Below are 18,036 nucleotides of genomic sequence, written 5' to 3' on the forward strand. Positions count from 1 at the left end.
GAAGGCAGAAGGATTCGAACCTTCGACCGCCTGCTTAGAAGGCACAAACAAAAATCTTTTAAATACCTAACTATAAGGTAATTACAATTTACAATCTTTTATTTTATGCAAAAATAAATCATTTTTTGCATAAAAAAAGGCGGTTCTGCAAAACCGCCTTTTCAACCAAATAATCAAACAATCAACACAACAACTATTTTTTTTATACCAAATATATTGGTTTTATACCTCCATATCAACCAGACAATTGCAGCAATGATTATAAATATCCAAATCAAATGATACGGGTTCCAAGCTTGGCGTTCGGTGGAGGATTCCTTATTTTCTTTCTTTACATCACTAACTTCTTTTTTGTTGTTTTGCAAAGCTTCTTTTTTGTCTGTTTTGACACTATTTTCAATTTGCGACTTCACTTGAGTTTGAGTGTTATTGTTGCGGGTAGTTGTCTCGGTGACTTCTTTTGAATTGTGCAGCTCTTTTTTAACTCCTTTTTCGTCAATGTATGACGCTGGCTTTGTCGGGTCGACCGGTTCAACTGTTTTTTTTACAGTTGTGGTTTGATCCTGGTTATTAATCGTAGTAGCTTCAGTGGTTTTAACATTCGATTCTACATTTTCGGACTTGTCACTTTTTGACTTGTCAATTATCTCCGATTTTACAACCTCACTAGTTTTTGATTTATCTGCTTTTCGAGCACCGCAAGAAAGTACCAGGATAAATACTAGCGATAGAACTATGTAATTTATTACTTTTTTCATAATGGGTTTTGGTTTTTTTGTTCTAGACTTTTAACATCTTCTTTAAATTGCTTAATTACACCTTTAGGTACCGCTCCATCTTGCGACAACCAATATTTGTACTCCTCAAATAATTTCATTTCTTGTGGAGTTTTCTCTATGATACTCCTTTGGCTCTGAATGGGACGTGAGATAAGCCATTTGCTTATTTTAACCTCACGAGATAGCATCGCCAAATACATATATTTGGACTTGGCGATGATTTGGAGTGGGTTGGTGATTGTTGGCATTATACTATCTTATTAATTGCAGCCGATATTATAGAAGCAATTAATTGTTGACCTGCATCTGTTGGATGCACTTTATCACCTTGAAAATAAGTTGTGTTACTACTTGCACCTACATCCCCTAATAATGGTTCGGCATTTAAATCGGCAAACTCATCCGCAAAATACTTCCAAGATGTTCTGATTTCAGTATTAAACTCTGTATAAAAATTGGGGTAATTTAAAGCTAGTGCATCACCTCTATCTATTAAGCTACAAACTATAACTTTCCATCCCGCTCTTTTAAACAAAGAAGCAGAAGCCTTTAAATTAACCAAGGAAACTTTTGCAGTATTATTACCAATATCGTTAGTACCAAAAAATAAAACAGCTATATTATATTTTTTAGGACTTAAATACAATGTTGGGAACCCAAGAGCACCATTTATACAATTACCAGATGTTATACCTGCCCATCCTTTATTTAGTATCTTAAACGACTCCGTAACAGTAATTTTCCCTAGGTATGAACCTGCGCCGGCACCATCTGTAATTGAATCTCCTAAACCTAAGAGAATGTTTTCTGTAGATTTTAAATTATAACTTTCAGGTTTTTTTGTACCTCTGCTATTTAATAAGCTTCTGATATTATTACTAGTTTTTAAAACTTCATAATCTTCATGCAAACTACTATAAGATGCAAAGTAGTAAATGTTTGCGTTTAATCTTCCTACTCCGTTAGCATTTGACTGTCCAAACCATGGCGTACCGTTACGCCCTAAGTATATATTAGTATCTCTACTTACATACGCAGAAACTTCTTCCCCATTATAATATGTCTTAGATAATACACTACCATTATTAGGTACTGTAATAGCTATTATATACGTATTAGTTGGTGTTGGTTGGAATGTTTGACTTAACTTATTTACAGATGTAACGTGAGCACCTTGCCAATGATTACCATTAGTTATTTCCGTACCCATTATATTAAGATTACTCAAACCTGTTGAATTTCCTAAAATAGCGTGGTAAAGGCTCTTATTGTCTTCTGAAATATCGGCAACTATATAAATAGTTTGCGCTGTGGATAAAGAATCAACATGACCTGTAGCATATTTACCATTTTCAGCATAAAACCCTCCTCCTGAAACTGACGTTGGATTACCTACGTAAGTACCGTTCTTACTATTACCTGAGTAGTCAATTAACACTGTTTTTACATCTTCATCAAATCTATATTCCGCAAGCAAAAACGGGTCTTTAGGTGTTATAAAATCCTTACCATCTTCACCCAGAGCCTTAACCCCAGTATCAGTATCACCAATTTGCCAATTACCCGCTTGATTAATAAATGGAGTTAATCCATCTTCACCATCAACATAATCGGTTCCTTTTTGCGGAGTTATACCATCTTCCCCCTGAGCTTTAACCCCAGTATCAACATCACCAATTTGCCAATTACCCGATGTATTAATAAATGGAGTTAACCCATCTTCGCCATCAACATAATCGGTACCTTTTTGCGGTGTCAAACCATCTTCACCCTGAGCTTTTACACCAGTATCTTCAGTACCAATCTGCCAATTACCAGAAGCGTTAATAAATGGCGTTAATCCATCTTCACCACCACCAATACCATCGCCCGAAACTCTATAAATACTCTCCAAAAACACATTGGTATTGGTTTGATCTAGAGAAACGTTTATTTTGAAGGTCGCTTTGATGTATTTTGAAAGTTCGTCGTTGGCTGTTAATTCATTTGTTGTAATAATAGTCAAGCAGCCAATTTCGTTGGATTTATAAACACCCAATAAATCTGTTGTTATTGCTATCGAAATCTTTCTAGTTCCCGAAAATCTTGATGTCACCAATGACGACATTCGAGCATACCATAAATTTTCGATATCTGGGTCTTTTTCGAGCGTTCCAGCTGCAATACTAAAACCAAGATCACCGATATAAACAGAGAAGTCTTCGATTTCAGAAGCTTGCAACCCGCTAATATTAAAACCTAGAGAAACACTTTCTCCTTTGTGTACTTTTATCATACTGTTTGTTTTAAAAATTCTTATACTTATTTTACCGCTCTATTTATCCAACCTACCAAAAACTTGATTTGTGACGAATTTCTTTGAACGATGCCGTTGTAATATTTTACCCGCTCCAGGCGATACCTTTCTTGAAAAAGACTGTCGTTTTTCTTCTTGATCACTACTTGTAAACTATCGTATTTTTTAGTCAAATAAATAGTGTCTGTGATAATGATTTCAATTGGTTCTGGACATTGGTGCGTTTCAATTATTTCTTTCGAAATTGGTTCTGCATCCTTTGCTTTTTTTGTCATACAGCCAAAAAAGAGCAGTACTATAATTAAATATTTCATTTGATTTATATGATTCAAAAATCCGTTGGTCATCGTTATACCTGTAGCATAATTTTTTGCTTCACGAGCCAATTTTATTGCCGTGCCTGGTCCAGATGTTACAGCCATATCATAAATCATATTGGCCGTGTCTTGATCGAATATTTCATCCCCTCGGATAACATCCCAATAATTCTTTTTATAAATTTTATCGACTGTCTCCAATCTCAGGTTTTTCATTTCAAGCAAATTAGGCGTTCGACCTAAATAAGCCGCAAGAACAGGAGCACTAATACCGTAATTGGTCCCGATCAAAATTCCTTTACCAACTTTACCACCCGTCCAGTTGCCGTTGTCTTCTTTATGACTCGAATAACCACCTTCAGACTTTCGGGTTAAACGGTCTGCTATTTCAAATTTTGCCATGGCTTAATGTTGTTTACTTTTCGATTATTAGAGCGGGACATTGATGACCCTCTGTCATACAAAAAGGTTGTTTTTTACTGTTCGATTTTTTTTTCAGCGTCCAGGACTCGCTGATTTGCATTGTCGATTTTTATTTGTGTGATCGTCTCAATTATTTTATCGAGTTTAAAATCAATTTTTGCTTTGTAATCTTCCTGTTTGTCTATTTTTTTTTCGTTGTTGGTAATACGTTCATTTTGATTTGATGAACTTATTTTGATTTCGATATAACAACCAATCACAAGGACCAACAGGCCACAAAAGGAAGAGAACAATTGATTTACCGATAATTTTACTGTTGGGTTATCTTCCATTTACGACTCTTTTTTATCTAAATATTTTTTTAAAATCAGCAAGGCTATTTCGTTGTGCGTGAGACCAATTACCAAGGCCCCGAATGAAGTTGGTTGAATGCCTAGAATTTCGTCAGAGAACCGTATTGAAATAAAAGTGATCATGAATCCTAATATCATTTGCTCGAGGGTGACAGGGTAGGTTTTTAACCCACCATATACGCGCCGAATCAAGATACCTAATAAAGCACCCATCAAAGCCAACAGCATCCAAGCGACGTATGTAGGCAAATCTATTGTTCCAAAAAACTGTATTGTAAATTTTTCCATTTTTGTGTTTTTATGATTAATGCATTATCCATGCTGTACCGTTCCAAAAAACAGGTACTTTTAAATTTCCGCCTCCTGTTGGCGCTACTCCGTATGTCATAGCAACTGCGTCTGTTACTGTGGCGTAAGCAGTAGAATATGTAGGAGTCGGAAGCGTAGATACTGTGTATTCTGTATGAGTTATAACACCTCTAAGTCTAGTCTTTTTTACGTCTGAATTCCCTAAGACTGCGCTATCTGTGCCATCTCCTTGCGTATCGTAACCTATAACTATTTCATTTTCTGCAGTCCTAGTCCCTTTAGTATTGGCACCTAATAAAACAGATTTACTTAAAGATGTCCCATCTCCTAAATTGTCAAGTCGCCCTGCATAAGCGCCTAAAAAAGTATTTTCACTACCTGCGTTTAGCAAAAGAGCTGAGTTATGACCTACCGAAGTGTTTGATGATAGTTCTGATCCAGAAACTAAAACACTATTCCCAATAGCAGTATTACCCGTTCCAGATGCATTATTAACCATGCTAACCTTACCAAAAACTGTATTACCTGCAACTTTACCGCTATTCCAAACAGTTTTATCCGTTTTATTTATCTCTAATGGGTTCAATGCGGATATTGCATTTGCTGTCACCCACTCCGTATTAGCAATTCTTTTTGAGTCGTCGCTGCTTGCAGGCGTTAACACAGTGGCTTTTCCTCCAAAAGGCATTAACGCCAACTCTTCGTTTGATGAGTTTGTACCACCGATTCCGCCTACAGAGATATAGCCTTTACTATCATATATTCCATAAGCTGCAGATTTTCCAGTAGTGCCTCTCACAAAATCGGAAGATACAGAGTTGATCTCACTAGGGGAGTATATGCTGGAATTAGTATAATACATAGGACTATTACCTAATGTGCCGCTGGCTGTAAAAACAGGAAAGTAGTTAACTGTCCCTAAGCCTCCTATTTTAGAGTTAAGCGCCGTATTTACCGCGTTGGCGCTTGGGTAAGCGTCCGCAGGCTTAGTGCCTCCCGCTAAGTCGTAAATTTTATTGGCAGTATCTTCTTTTAAGTCTAATTGGCTTTTAACAACTACCTGCCCCGAAGTCGTAGCGGGTAACGCCGTAATATTCCCCCCTACTGAAAGGCTTTTAGGTAAAAAAGTATTTCCATTTTCATCAAGAATAGTTACCTCGTTAGTAATTGAGCTGAAAGGCTCATATACTCCTCCATCGTTGCTAAGATTATACTGCCTAAATCTTATAGGCTCCGTGCCATTGTCCGCCGTAGCGATCTCTAAGGACCCTTGATCCTCTCCAGGATTAAAAAATCTAATCCTAAAATAATCGTTGATAACCTGCCCCTTTACAGGATCGATTGCGCCTGCGCCCACCAATACCCCGCTTACTTGTTCAGGCGTCCCTACCTCCTGCGCGGGTGGTATATCGCCAACGACCGCGCCAAATACGGGCACGAAAGTAACTTCTAGAGTATTGGCTGGCAGATCAGGTTTACTAATTACTGTTTCACTCTCTGTTCCCACTACTAGCGTGTAGCCTCCCAAGGTATTAGCAACTATTAAATCTATTCTATAAAAGTTGTCTGTAGCTGGTGCGATTACTTGCGAAAAGGCCGAAGTCGTTAAGTATTCGACGCCGTTAATTTTCCATTGAAAAGCATTTGCGGCGATACTTACTGTTGAGCCTGTTTTCTGTACCGAACCAAGTTTTATAAACTTATCGGTATTAATACCTACAGAATTGATTGCAGCTATAACCGCATTGGCAGTAGGGTAGGCATCATTTGGCTTTGTTCCCAATAAATCATACACCTTGTTACTCGTTTGCTCAAAATCAGCTTTATCAACCCAATTGACGGCATTGTCTGCGCTTTGCACGTTGACTTTTGTCGCTGCATTGTCTTTAGTATTTTTAGTCAATTTTATACCGGCTTGACTCGGTATTGTTTGACTGTAACCCGTGAGCGTTATTGTAATTAATAACGCAGAAATCCAATTTTTCATAGTTTTAAATTTTAGTTTTATATATCGTAGCTTGCTTTTTTAGTTATAGGACCTGCAATATAATTGGCACTTATAAATTCCCATTGGCCACTTTCGTTTTCTGCAAAACCGATACAGTAATCACCCGATTGTTGTTCTATTACATAATCAGGATCATCTTCTGGTCTTACTTTATACACTTGCAACTCTCCTAATCGAAATATTTTTGCAGATGGACCATTAGTATCTATTAACGTTTGCAACGCTAGAGCAATAACACCAAAGTTTTCATTTATCCATTCACCCGCCAAACGTGCCGGTGTTCCCGTTTTGTTATTTGGAGCAGACCCTAAGTTTATTATTTTTAAATCCATGATTGTGTTTTAAGTTGGGTTTTCGTCAAAAGTAGCGGTCGTAGAATCGAATGTTATTTCGGTAGAATCAAATGTAAATTCGAGCTCAGGTTCTATTATTTGTTCTTCATTAATAGGCGCAAATCCATTTCGCCCTATACCAATTCTCTTTTTGTCGGTCTCGTTACTCATCCCAGTTGATTATTAGTTGATTTTTGTATGGGAAACCAGTCGCTATTCCCACACCAGCGGCTACTTCTACAGTATATAAATTAAAGGTTGATTCGGCTTTAAACTTTTTAAAATGATCAACTCTATAACCTTTTTTTGATACAAAATTTGTTATTATAATTACATCTCCTTGCACGTAAGTTTCAACAAATGGCACAGTAGCAACAACCGCTTCATCTTCTGCTGTTCGAATAGTATCTGTTACCGTTTTACCTTCTTTTAATAATCCGTTTTTTGATAAATTATACCAAGCAGTAGCATCTATTGAAGATATGTAATTGCTAAAACCAGCTTTGGCGTATAAATAAAACTCACCCTTTAGAGTTAAAACATAACCAGCAGGTAGAGGAGGTGTAACTACCAATTTTAAAGCTTTTTTTAGAATTCTAGGATCACGTTCTTTGAAGGTGTCTTCTATGACTTCAAAAGAAACTACATAGTCTTTTTTTCGAATAACATTTATTGTATCTGTAGCAGTTGCACCTTGATTATCTGTGACCAATATCTGAAAGGTGTAAAAATCTCCAGTCAAGTTTGATACAGCTGTATTTAATGAAGTTGGATTTGCAATATTTGCCACAGTTTCACCCGCTGTTTGTGTCCATTGTTGTGATACCACTTCGCCATCGGGGTCATAAGCTTGGGCCATCAAATCCATCTCACTACTGTTCTGCAATAAAAAATAATCATCTGCAGCCGTAACGATAGGAGGGATGTTTTCACCCGATGGGTTTTCTCCTGGTGAATCACTATAATTTGATCGACCGATTACCAATGTAGTTTTATCTGTATCAAGGTTCCAACTGCAGTTAAGCACCACGAAATCCTTCATAAATACATATTTAAACTTAATGATGTCATTGAATTTTACTGCATTTTTTGCCGTTAAATCAATCTTCTCATGCGCGACATTAAACATACGACGGTATATATTGGCTACTACCTGCAAATAAGAAACACCTTCTATTTTATAAAAAGCATCGGTCCAACGGGTCCAATTATTACGAGAGGTCAAAGCATACGCTATTCCGTATTTCTTAACCTTAAAATTACCTGTAGTATATAATTTGTCGGTTTGTACAAGCATATCACCGCCACCAAAGAAGTTATAAACCACATCAAGCACCGTGACAGCTTCACCGTTATAAGTAACCGCATAAGGATGTCTATCTATCAAATTGGCACCTATCAATTGTACGGTCGAATAATATTTACCCTCATACTCAAAACCGTAAAGAATAAGCACTTCTTGCTCGTTGAAAAACGAAGTTTCTTCTTTTAATTTTGAAAGCCGAAAACCATTTGACGCACCCGATCTATCTTCGGCATAAGTAAGTTCAACTGTTTTATCAATAGTAAAATCATCATTAATTAAACTGGTAACTGTTTGCGTTTCTTCAAAATCAATTACAGATAACTTTGCAGTGGTTAATTTTACACCCAAAACACCATTGACCGCAGTACGACCAATTGGACGATAAAGCCGTATATCGACCAAACCTTCTTCCTCAAAGATGTGATCAATATCAATTTTGCAAGTTCCGCTAGTGGTGAACACTAAATTCTCACGATCTTCTATGGTACCGCTAAAATTGGAGTACAATACATAACCGTTATAAAGAATCTCATATTTTAATATATTCTTCCAGGTATCAACATTTCCTTGCTCGCCAGTAGTAGGATGTAAAATCTCAAATGTCAATGCAAAATTTACTTTTGCACCTTGCTCTACATATTTCTTTTCTCTAAGCGCAATATATTTTGCATTGTCCTGCACGTAAGTAATCAAAGGATTACCATCAAAAAAATATTGATTATAAACCGTAACAGTATAATCTGGAGCAAGTGCCAAGGCATAATACCCATCATTACCCATCCATTCATTTGCATTGATGCGACCTACAACACCAGTAACAATTGCCCAACCATCATTGATTTCTGTACTCACTTCATCTGCTAGTCCTGGTTCTATTTTATCATGCGTAACAATTATTTCGTTATAAGGCGGAATAATTGTAATCATTGGCTCGTCTAGTGCCGTAATTTGCTTAAGCAAACGATCATAAATCACCGTACCGAGAGCATTACCTACAGCATCAAAAGTTTTATAAGTAACCTTACGGATCATTCGAATATTAATACCTTCTATATACCAACGGTTATCACATTGATAACACACACATAAGGTATCTTGTAGTAAAGTTTCTAGAATAGTGTAGGCATCGTTTTTTTTATCGTCTTTTACAAAAGTTTCCGTGTCAAGATACAAGGCACGCCAATCTTTTACAGCGGCATTCTCTATTGCTGGAGAAAAATACAATTCTAGGTCCAAACCTGTTAATCTCAAAATCTGAGAATAAATATCTAGCAACGATTTCTCGCGATTGTAATAATCATCTGGAAGGTATTTACCTTTCAACCTTCCTAATCCATCTGTGGCCGTAAAACTCACAAATAAGTTACTATTGGTATAAGGCTCTGAGTATAGATCAGGCAAAATATAACCTTGCCAAATAACAGTATCGTCTTCGGCAACACACAACTGCACTTTAAAGCGAGTCTCATTACCGGTATAATAATCAATAAATGATGCATCCTTAAAATTAGGATCAAGCATATCAAAATTAAGCTCAGATGTTACAATTGCCAAATCATCTTTGGTATCGCCACCATTCCAATTAAGTTCTATACCACCACCCGAAGCAATTTCTTGTTTCAGCTTTACCAATGGACTAGTAGTGTCTATTATGTCGATATAATAACTCATTATCCTATTCGGTTTTTGCGGGTTTGCACGCGATCAAAAATTACAACCAAATCACTTCCCTTAATTTTTAATTCTGGTATTACTGTATAATTATCGCCACCAGACGAACTCATCGCATTGTATATTTTCTTTTGTTGATCACTGTTAGCGATCATTTCGCCACTATTTACACGAGCCAATATTTTATCACCATAAAAGGAAGCACCACCCACTATACCACCCGTTTCAAATTTTGGTATACTTGCAAACGCTGCTAAAACACCACCAATAGCTGTCGCTATAAATGCAGGAGTAGTAAATATAGCAGCAGGACCCGTTGCTACACCGGCAGCTGTTGCACCAGTTACTGCATTACTCATCGACGCAGCCTGGTTGATAATTATTTGCTTTAAAACCATTTGACCTAACTCTAATACCGTTTTTAACATTGAGGCAGCAAATCCTTCAAATCCATTTTTAGCCAATCCTAAACCATCAATTATACTTTGACCCATTACACCGAAATTAGCTGATATTGATTCTGATAAAAGACTACCAGTTTCCATAATACGCTTACCTTTCTCAGTAAAAGAAGCACTAGCCAAACTAATTGACCCTTGCATCTTCTCTGTCATTTCTGTAACTACATCAGTTGTTTTAATCAAAGAAGAAGGGTCGAATTGCAGAGATTTCGCAAACTCAAGGCCCGAAATTAATTTATCCGCTTGCTCGATTTGAGCCGCAGTAGTTGCTACCTCAGATTTAAATTGCTGTAGTTTTGCAATTTGTTCATCAAAGGCTTTTATCGAATTGGCAGATGATTTTAGCGAAAGGTCTAATTGTAAATCTTCTTGATCAGGACGTTTTATTGAATTTAATTTCGTTAACTTATCACCTACAACATCTATTTGATTACCAGCAACTATTGCATCATTCTCACGAAGCTTACCAATCTTAGAATAATATTGTTCTTTAATTTTAAGCAAAGAATCGTCTTCTGCTTTTGCATCTGCATAAAAAGCAACAAGTTGTGATTTGTAATTTTTTAAATCCTCAGACGCTTCTCTCAAAACATCCTTACCTGATTTATAAGTCACGATATCAACACCACCATTTGAAACAACGGTAGATTCCCCTTTGGCGGGATTTTTTGTTAATTCGATATATTTTTTTCTAGATGCAACTATTTTATCCTGTAGCTCTAATTCCTTAGCAATACGATCGTTTGCGTTTTGCTGCAACTTATTATCAACAGCAACAGCACGCGCTTTATTAAAAATAGCATCTCGCAATTCATCATAAGAAATTTTAGCATTTCCGTTTTTAATTGTTTCCGCATCTATATTTTTAAAATACGCAGGGTATACAGCCTGAAGACTTTCAACTGCTTTTTTACGTTCTGCTGTAGAAGCTGCTACACTTGTAGCAGTTGCATATAATTTATCAAGCGTTCCGACTTCATCTGCAGCCGCCTTATTACCTTGTGCGATAACATTATTCAATTCTTTTGTCTCTTTGCTTAATTCAGCTGTTTGTCCAGCCGCCTTTTTAGCGTTTTGACTAAGTATCAAAAAAGCACCATACAAAAAAGCAGTAGTAGCCAATATTGGAATTATAGCACCCGACAGCAAAACAAAGCCACCTATTACAGCAGACACAGCACTGGAAACAATTGCAAAACCACTAGCTAAAAGAGGTACAGCAGAAGCCAATGCACCGATAGAGAAAAGTAATGGTCCAATCAAGGCCGCTAATCCTGCTATAACTACGATTGTCTTCTTTGTACCCTCAGATAAGTTTGAAAATGCTTTTATTTTTTCGTTAACAGCAGTAATCATCTTGGTAAACAACGGAAGGATAATAGAACCAATCTGTTGACCTACTTGTTTTAACGATTCTGTAAAAATTCTTGTTTGATTGGCTGCACCAGTAGAGGTACGAGCAAAGTCACCTTGTGCGTTTTGCGTTACAGATAATATATAATTATAGCGCAACTGCACTTTTGATGCTTGATCAAGATCTTTAATCTTTTGATTAATACCTTTACTATATGCATACTGTTGCAGATTAGCCTCGGTCATAATCACACCAAGCGTTTTTAACGACTCGGTTTCTCCTGTAAAAACACCCTTTAATGCAGTATTAGCTTCATCTATACCAATGTTTTTAAAAGAAGCAAGATCGGCAGCCAAACCAACTAGGGAAGTACTCATTTTTGCAGCAGCATCTACCGGAAGCCCCATAGATGTTGCCATATCTCCATATAACGCAGCCGCATCTAAAGCAGCAGATTCTGAAACACCAAAACTTTCTAAAGCAGTTTTTGAGAATTTTTTCACAGCAGAAGAAGAACTCTTAAACGCTGTATCTACTTTGTTCAAGGATTCCTCATAATCTGTAGCCATAGCCACCGATGCTGCTCCTACTGCCAAAACGGGTAAAGTAATAGCAGCCGTAAGATTACGACCTAGTTTTTGAGCTTCTTGTCCAAACTTATCAGCTTTACGCAAAAAAGTCTGCATACCTTTACTAAAGTCCTCAAGATCTACCTTAAATTTAATATTAATTGAAGCCAATGAAGCCATACTACTCTTTTTTAAACAAGGTTTAAAAGTAGTTTTGAAGGCTTGGTAAAATGGTTAAATTATTTAACTTTGTTATTTTTAATATAATTAACCAAAGCTTGGTAAGCATCTTCCTCGGTTAAAAAAGCAGAACCAATTATTTTTTTCTTTCTATTAACTGAAATACTTGCCACAAACTTTTGGCTATTCTTAGAGAAATAAACTCCTCTATATTTACTTGTCTTAACTCTAGGCTTGTAAATTTCATCTAACACAGACAAATCAATATCTTTTCTGAATTTAAATCCTTTCTTATAATATTTTTGATCTTCACCTAAAGCCTCAATGACTTTCATATAAACATAATGCGCTTCCTCTTCTGTATCATAAACGCCTAAATGTTTACGCTTTCCATCTATACTGATACTTGCAATAAATTTTCCATGATTAAAATAAACACCGGTATATTTAGAACTGTAATTATCTCCTTTTTTAGAATGGGCAACATTTTCACGAATACTAACCCATTCTAAATTTTTATAATACATATTATTAATATCAGAATCCTTATGATTAACTACCCGATGATATTCTTTCTTTTCACAAAACGACTGAGCAACTAGCACATGCAAAGCTTTATAAACTTTTTTATTATCAACTTGCAAAGTTATCATAGGATAACCGCTCTGGGATTTACTGGTTTTAAGAATCATTAATCTACGCACATTACCAAATGAAGAAACTTCATACTTTCCTTCATAACCAGGTATTGGTTTCCACACTTCGGGTTCTCTAGAATCTTCCATTACGCAAATCTCTAAACTTATTAAACGCTTCGTACGCCTCAGTATACCTATCAACTTCACGATGTATAAAATCGTCATAAGTAGAAAGTATCAAAAGCATTTCTGTAAAAACAGCTAACGATTTAATATGATTTTCATTTGGTTGTTTTGCTTGCAGTAACGCAAAAGCTTGCGTAAGTGTATTGTTTAGCTTAACTGGGCATTGCTCGGAAATACCAATTAAATTTTCGAAAATAGACAAAGTCATACAGTCATTTTCAAATTGATTGAAATCATTTTTCAATTCTTCTCTGCGGGTTTCTTCACTTGAATAAACTCCATTTGTTTCGGTTTTTTGCATTTTAAAACATTTTGAAATTAAATAATAAAAACGGTATCCATTACCTGTTGCAAAAAACCTTATTAAGAGTTTTGTCATTGCCATTACAACAATAACACAGGATGAATACCGAAGTATTTATTTGTTCGATAGAAGACATAAAAAAAAAGCCTTCAAGAGATTGAGGCTATCAAGACCTCTTAATAATAGTTTTTTGCACTGCAAACATACAACTAATTTTTAAACCACCAAACAAAAAACAAAAAAAAACCTCCGAATCACTGTTCGGAGGTTTTTGCTAATTTCTTTCTATCTTGTTCTTCCCAAAAAGCTTTTGACTCTTCGGCTTTTTCTATAGCTTCTATGCGTTGGCTTTCTGTGAGTTCTTTGATGGTGTTTTCTTCCCAAGGGAAAGGCCACACTTCATACTCCTCTAAATTTCCTTGGTAATGCGGTTTCATTGTAGCGAATAATATTTTTCGTGTAAGTATGAAACGTTCTTTTGAATCCCGATCTTCTTTTTTTCGAAAACCGTTCACAGCATTAAAGAATGATCGCGGCGTAAGCTTGTACATCTGGTCGTAGGACATTCCCAATTCACCCAAACCAATTTCCTCTAGAAAATCCCAGGTTAACGATTGGTCTTTTTCGTCACTTTCGTGACCTTCGGCTTTCCCTCGCTTGATTTGTTTTGAGGTAGAGACGATACAATAGAAGATGTTAATTGCTCCAGAGCTTTCGGGTTTTTAAAGAATTCGTCGATCACTTTGATAGTAGATAGATCAACATCATTATTCCCGTTTTCTATCGCTGCAAGTAAAATATCTTCGAGTACATCTAGTTGCTCAAATGATAGATTATCAACCGAGCCATCTAGGACACCCATGCGAGCAACAACCTCATTAATACCTGGTACATTCCATTTTTTACCAAGAATTCTAAAAAGACTCAAACCAAATTCTAGTTTGAGTCTTTTGTCTTGAATGTTTAAAATGATTTCGTCCATATTACGCTACTACTTCGGTTACAAAATCACCATTCCCTTTGAAAGAGGCATCACCAGTTGCAACACCATTTGTTGGAGCAGAAAGGTTAATGCTTTCGATAAAAGCTTGACCAGATATAATTACATCACCAACAATTTCTGTAGTGAATTCAATTGTAGCCTCGGTTCCTGCTTGATAGGTGTCCAATATTTCTTTGGTCCCAACTTGTGTTGCAGAAGCATCTGGCTTATTGGCTACCAAATAACTAGTTGCTACACCCCAAGTGTAATTACCTGGTGATACTTGCTCACCGTTGGTGTCTTTTGATGCGATAGCATCCATCGTGCGCGATGTTGTAAAAGAACAATCTGTTGCATGGAAAACTGTTTTTCCTGCAATACGAATTCTTAGATTTTTTCCAGCATAGGTATTTCCTGCCATAATTTCTATATTTTATTAAAATTTATAATTGCGTTACTTCTAATTCACTTGAAAATTCTGAATATATTCCAGTAACATCTTTTGCTCTCAGTTTCCACAAATTTGTAACTCCTGAAGTCTGCAACTGTATTAATTGGCCCGTTGAACTACCACCGGCATCTTTAAAAAACACACCGTTTTTATACACTTCATATTTTTCTATATTAGCACCTACGAATCCATTATTGAATTTTGAACCAGTATAAGTCAAAAAGAAAGAAGTGGCTTTAATATCTGAAGCTACCAAAGCAGATGGAGCTGTAGGAGGTAAGCCATCCAAAGCAACATTAACCACCGATTGTTGCCCAGTACCACCAGCATTTGTTGCAGAAACAACCATATTCATCACACCCGTTGTAGATGTTCCTGAAATCAAGCCAGTTGTACTATTTAATGATAACCCATTAGGTAAACCAGTAACCGCGTATGAATCAGGAGAATTTGTTGCATAAATTTGATATTGAAAAGGTATACCTGCGAAGAAATAAACATTACTAGGTCCATTCATAAAAGGAGCATCTGGTAATTGAGGTAAATCTGAACCGTCAAAAACTTCAACTACAAAATCGCCATTCCCTTTGAAAGAGGCATCACCTGTCGCAACACCATTTGTTGGTGCAGAAAGATTAATGCTTTCGATAAAAGCTTGACCAGATATAATTACATCACCAGCAATTTCTGTAGTGAATTCGATTGTAGCTTCACTTCCTGCTTGGTAGGTGTCCAATATTTCTTTGGTACCAATTTGTGTAGCAGAAGCATCTGGCTTATTTGCCACCAAATAACTAGTGGCTACACCCCAAGTATAATTACCTGGTGAAACTTGCTCACCATTGGTATCTTTTGATGCGATAGCATCCATCGTTCTCGATGTTGTAAAAGAACAATCTGTTGCGTGGAAAACTGTTTTTCCTGCAATACGAATTCTTAGATTTTTTCCAGCATAGGTATTTCCCGCCATTAATTCTATACTTTATTAAAATTTATAATTCCGACAAACGATTGATCACTCTCGACAAATTCAATGTCAGAACCTAACCACTCGTATTTTTCTTTGATAATAGGTTTCATTACATCTAGAAATTGAGCACATTTCATATAGCCTTCTTTTTCGAAATAAAAAAATAAGCTGCCACTTTGCGCATCGGCATCTTTTGTGAAGCCTGGATCATCTTTTACCATGTAATTAGCAAAAGGATAAGGTGATGTCTCGCTAGACACGATAGGCGTTAATCGATCACTCATTACCTCGGTAAATTCGGTTTTCGATAATAAAAAAGTAATTAATTCTTGTGCTAATTCAAACATATTACGTACTTAATTTATTGATCCTTCTTTGAATGAACTTTGCAAATTGCTGTTCGGCATCTGCAGTAACATTCCCTTTGGTTTGCTCGTATCCTTTTTCTTGAAAATTAACCCCTTCGACACGGTTCACTTTATTACCGGTACGCTTGTTTGTCACTCTCGCCAAAACACTCTTTTTACGACCGCTTTTTAATGTCTTTGAACTATTACCCGAATTTCGATAGATATTGTGACCACTATTCACCATGTGACCATACCAACCATCATTACCGTTCTTTGCACGTGGACCAACCAATATGGTTGGATTACTAGATTTTGAGGTTATAGTACCAATTGATTTTTGAAGATTTCCAGACGAAATCCTTTTTCCTCTAGCAACATGCGATTTCTTACTTACTGGTGTAGCAGTCTTGATCGCTCTAACTGTTGGCTTAGCTACCTGGCGCAGGATAAGCAGTACTTCTTTCTTTTTGTCTTTGTCGTTGGCGAGCAGTTTTACCTTTTCTTTCAGCTCCTCAAACCCCGTTATTTGAACATAAGAATTACTCATAATTTTTTACTATTAATTGTAAGTGTGTACGGCCAATAGGAATAACATTGACTACATCATAGGTAACGCCATCATCGATTAATGCCAATTTGTTTTTGAGCGCTTTTACTTCGCTATTTAATCGAATGGTATATTTTCTGTTTACCAAGTATCGGATTTTACCCTCTACATCTTCGCCTCCAGATATATCTTCCATCTTAGCATACGGGTTGCACACTACTACCTGAGTTTTTTGTTCTTCATTTAGTTCGTTACGAGTTGATTCAAATCTTACAATTTGGATCAATACATTCAGTTGTCCGATGAAAGGTTTATCCATGATTAATAGTTTCGGTATGCTCGAAGCAAGTTGTTTACAATTGAATTGTTGCCCTGGTCTCGATCTTCACGACGCTCATAAAAATCTCCGATACGCAATTTGATTGCTTGTAAAATAGGAGTAGGGCAAGTCTCGGCAGTAAAGCCTTGCGAGATTGTTACAATAACAGCATCATCACGATTGGATAATGCTGGATTAATTGCAAATTTAATTTCTGAGCACCCCAAAATACTACTATTTCTAAGCTTGTAATGCTCCGGTTCTAGGACTACAGGCACATCTACGTCTCCTCCAAAAGGATAATATTCTATTTTGGCAATAGTATCGTTATCATAATTGCGCTCGTACACTATTTTGTCAAAATTTGAACATTCTAAAATCAAATCCCTTTGTGCGATAGAACGATTGATAAAGTTTTGACAAGCCACTTGTGCAGCATCATTGTAAGCCATAATTAATTCGTCTTGATCTTCAAAATCAAGTTCGATGTTTAATTGTTTTTTACACTGGTCCAGCGTAAGCAGTGGCGCCGTAGCGGTTGTATTATAATAAAAAATATTTGCCATTGTAGTTGATTTATTTTCCAATTCTGAAATAACCCGCTTCTTCAAGTTCTAGTGCTTGCAACTCAGGTAACGATGCTTTCTCGCCCACATTGTACGCTAGATTGTAGCGTCCTGTTGGTGATACAATGAAGACACCTTTTACAAGCTTTCCCTTTGGTTTTGGGTCGGCTGCAGGAGCTTTTAAAAGTTCGGCATCAAGCAATGATAAAGCATCATCTACTTTTTTTTGCGCTTCGGCTTTTACTTCATCAGTAGCATCATCTGCAACTGCTTTTTGATCTGCAACAGCTTGCTCATAAGCTGTATTTAATGCAACCACCGCTTCGGTGGTTGCATTGTTTTTATTGTTTGCCATAGTTCTAGTA

Annotated in this window: 22 protein-coding genes; all 22 read right to left on the reverse strand. The window is 36.5% G+C overall.

All coding sequences use genetic code 11. The annotated features are described in order from the left end of the window. Positions 1 to 173: 173 nt before the first annotated feature. Positions 174 to 758, reverse strand: coding sequence for a hypothetical protein (locus tag LXH21_RS08310; RefSeq protein WP_239864584.1), 585 nt, complete (start codon positions 756 to 758; stop codon positions 174 to 176). Further along, entirely contained in the window at positions 755 to 1,027 is a 273-nt protein-coding gene (locus LXH21_RS08315; RefSeq protein ID WP_239864586.1) for a hypothetical protein, read from the reverse strand. The genes LXH21_RS08310 and LXH21_RS08315 overlap by 4 nt, the downstream gene beginning before the upstream one ends. Further along, on the reverse strand, positions 1,027 to 3,054 hold the full coding sequence (locus LXH21_RS08320) for an SGNH/GDSL hydrolase family protein (RefSeq protein ID WP_239864588.1): 2,028 nt from the start codon (positions 3,052 to 3,054) through the stop codon (positions 1,027 to 1,029). Before LXH21_RS08320 ends, LXH21_RS08315 begins: the two co-directional genes overlap by 1 nt. Positions 3,055 to 3,080: 26 nt before the next feature. Next, complete coding sequence (locus LXH21_RS08325; RefSeq protein ID WP_239864590.1) at positions 3,081 to 3,794, reverse strand: glycosyl hydrolase 108 family protein; 714 nt, start codon at positions 3,792 to 3,794, stop codon at positions 3,081 to 3,083. Positions 3,795 to 3,868: 74 nt separating this feature from the next. Beyond that, positions 3,869 to 4,147 (reverse strand): hypothetical protein, encoded by a 279-nt coding sequence (locus LXH21_RS08330; RefSeq protein WP_239864592.1) that lies wholly within the window; start codon positions 4,145 to 4,147, stop codon positions 3,869 to 3,871. After that, entirely contained in the window at positions 4,148 to 4,456 is a 309-nt protein-coding gene (locus tag LXH21_RS08335) for a hypothetical protein (protein WP_239864594.1), read from the reverse strand. Positions 4,457 to 4,472: 16 nt separating this feature from the next. Further along, positions 4,473 to 6,464, reverse strand: a complete 1,992-nt coding sequence (locus LXH21_RS08340) for a hypothetical protein (protein ID WP_239864596.1) — start codon at positions 6,462 to 6,464, stop codon at positions 4,473 to 4,475. A gap of 17 nt (positions 6,465 to 6,481) precedes the next feature. Further along, entirely contained in the window at positions 6,482 to 6,817 is a 336-nt protein-coding gene (locus LXH21_RS08345) for a hypothetical protein (protein ID WP_239864598.1), read from the reverse strand. Positions 6,818 to 6,826: 9 nt separating this feature from the next. Then, a complete protein-coding gene (locus LXH21_RS08350) occupies positions 6,827 to 6,988 on the reverse strand; it encodes a hypothetical protein (RefSeq protein WP_239864600.1) in 162 nt (53 codons plus the stop codon). Continuing rightward, positions 6,981 to 9,794 carry a PKD domain-containing protein gene (locus LXH21_RS08355; protein ID WP_239864602.1) on the reverse strand — a complete coding sequence of 938 codons (2,814 nt, stop codon included), beginning with the start codon at positions 9,792 to 9,794 and terminating at the stop codon, positions 6,981 to 6,983. The genes LXH21_RS08350 and LXH21_RS08355 overlap by 8 nt, the downstream gene beginning before the upstream one ends. Beyond that, positions 9,794 to 12,358: a phage tail tape measure protein gene (locus tag LXH21_RS08360; RefSeq protein ID WP_239864604.1), complete on the reverse strand. Its 2,565-nt coding sequence runs from the start codon at positions 12,356 to 12,358 to the stop codon at positions 9,794 to 9,796. The genes LXH21_RS08355 and LXH21_RS08360 overlap by 1 nt, the downstream gene beginning before the upstream one ends. 59 nt (positions 12,359 to 12,417) lie before the next feature. Continuing rightward, positions 12,418 to 13,143 carry an NUMOD4 domain-containing protein gene (locus tag LXH21_RS08365; protein WP_239864606.1) on the reverse strand — a complete coding sequence of 242 codons (726 nt, stop codon included), beginning with the start codon at positions 13,141 to 13,143 and terminating at the stop codon, positions 12,418 to 12,420. Then, a complete protein-coding gene (locus LXH21_RS08370; protein ID WP_239864607.1) occupies positions 13,130 to 13,483 on the reverse strand; it encodes a hypothetical protein in 354 nt (117 codons plus the stop codon). The genes LXH21_RS08365 and LXH21_RS08370 overlap by 14 nt, the downstream gene beginning before the upstream one ends. 257 nt (positions 13,484 to 13,740) lie before the next feature. Beyond that, entirely contained in the window at positions 13,741 to 14,052 is a 312-nt protein-coding gene (locus tag LXH21_RS08375) for a hypothetical protein (protein ID WP_239864609.1), read from the reverse strand. A 41-nt stretch (positions 14,053 to 14,093) separates the two neighbouring features. Next, entirely contained in the window at positions 14,094 to 14,468 is a 375-nt protein-coding gene (locus LXH21_RS08380; RefSeq protein ID WP_239864610.1) for a hypothetical protein, read from the reverse strand. 1 nt (position 14,469) lies between these two features. Beyond that, entirely contained in the window at positions 14,470 to 14,889 is a 420-nt protein-coding gene (locus LXH21_RS08385) for a hypothetical protein (protein WP_239864619.1), read from the reverse strand. A 22-nt stretch (positions 14,890 to 14,911) separates the two neighbouring features. Beyond that, positions 14,912 to 15,889 (reverse strand): putative Ig domain-containing protein, encoded by a 978-nt coding sequence (locus LXH21_RS08390; RefSeq protein ID WP_239864621.1) that lies wholly within the window; start codon positions 15,887 to 15,889, stop codon positions 14,912 to 14,914. A 5-nt stretch (positions 15,890 to 15,894) separates the two neighbouring features. After that, entirely contained in the window at positions 15,895 to 16,236 is a 342-nt protein-coding gene (locus tag LXH21_RS08395; protein WP_239864623.1) for a hypothetical protein, read from the reverse strand. A 1-nt stretch (position 16,237) separates the two neighbouring features. Beyond that, positions 16,238 to 16,786 (reverse strand): HK97 gp10 family phage protein, encoded by a 549-nt coding sequence (locus LXH21_RS08400; protein ID WP_239864625.1) that lies wholly within the window; start codon positions 16,784 to 16,786, stop codon positions 16,238 to 16,240. Then, a complete protein-coding gene (locus LXH21_RS08405; protein WP_239864627.1) occupies positions 16,779 to 17,105 on the reverse strand; it encodes a phage head completion protein in 327 nt (108 codons plus the stop codon). Before LXH21_RS08405 ends, LXH21_RS08400 begins: the two co-directional genes overlap by 8 nt. Before the next feature lie 2 nt (positions 17,106 to 17,107). Beyond that, positions 17,108 to 17,671 (reverse strand): head-tail connector protein, encoded by a 564-nt coding sequence (locus LXH21_RS08410; RefSeq protein WP_239864629.1) that lies wholly within the window; start codon positions 17,669 to 17,671, stop codon positions 17,108 to 17,110. A gap of 10 nt (positions 17,672 to 17,681) precedes the next feature. Further along, a complete protein-coding gene (locus tag LXH21_RS08415; RefSeq protein ID WP_239864631.1) occupies positions 17,682 to 18,026 on the reverse strand; it encodes a hypothetical protein in 345 nt (114 codons plus the stop codon). Positions 18,027 to 18,036 lie beyond the last annotated feature (10 nt).

Origin of the sequence: Flavobacterium algicola (genome assembly GCF_022399565.1) — a bacterium.
In the GTDB taxonomy this organism is placed as follows: Bacteria; Bacteroidota; Bacteroidia; order Flavobacteriales; family Flavobacteriaceae; genus Flavobacterium; species Flavobacterium algicola.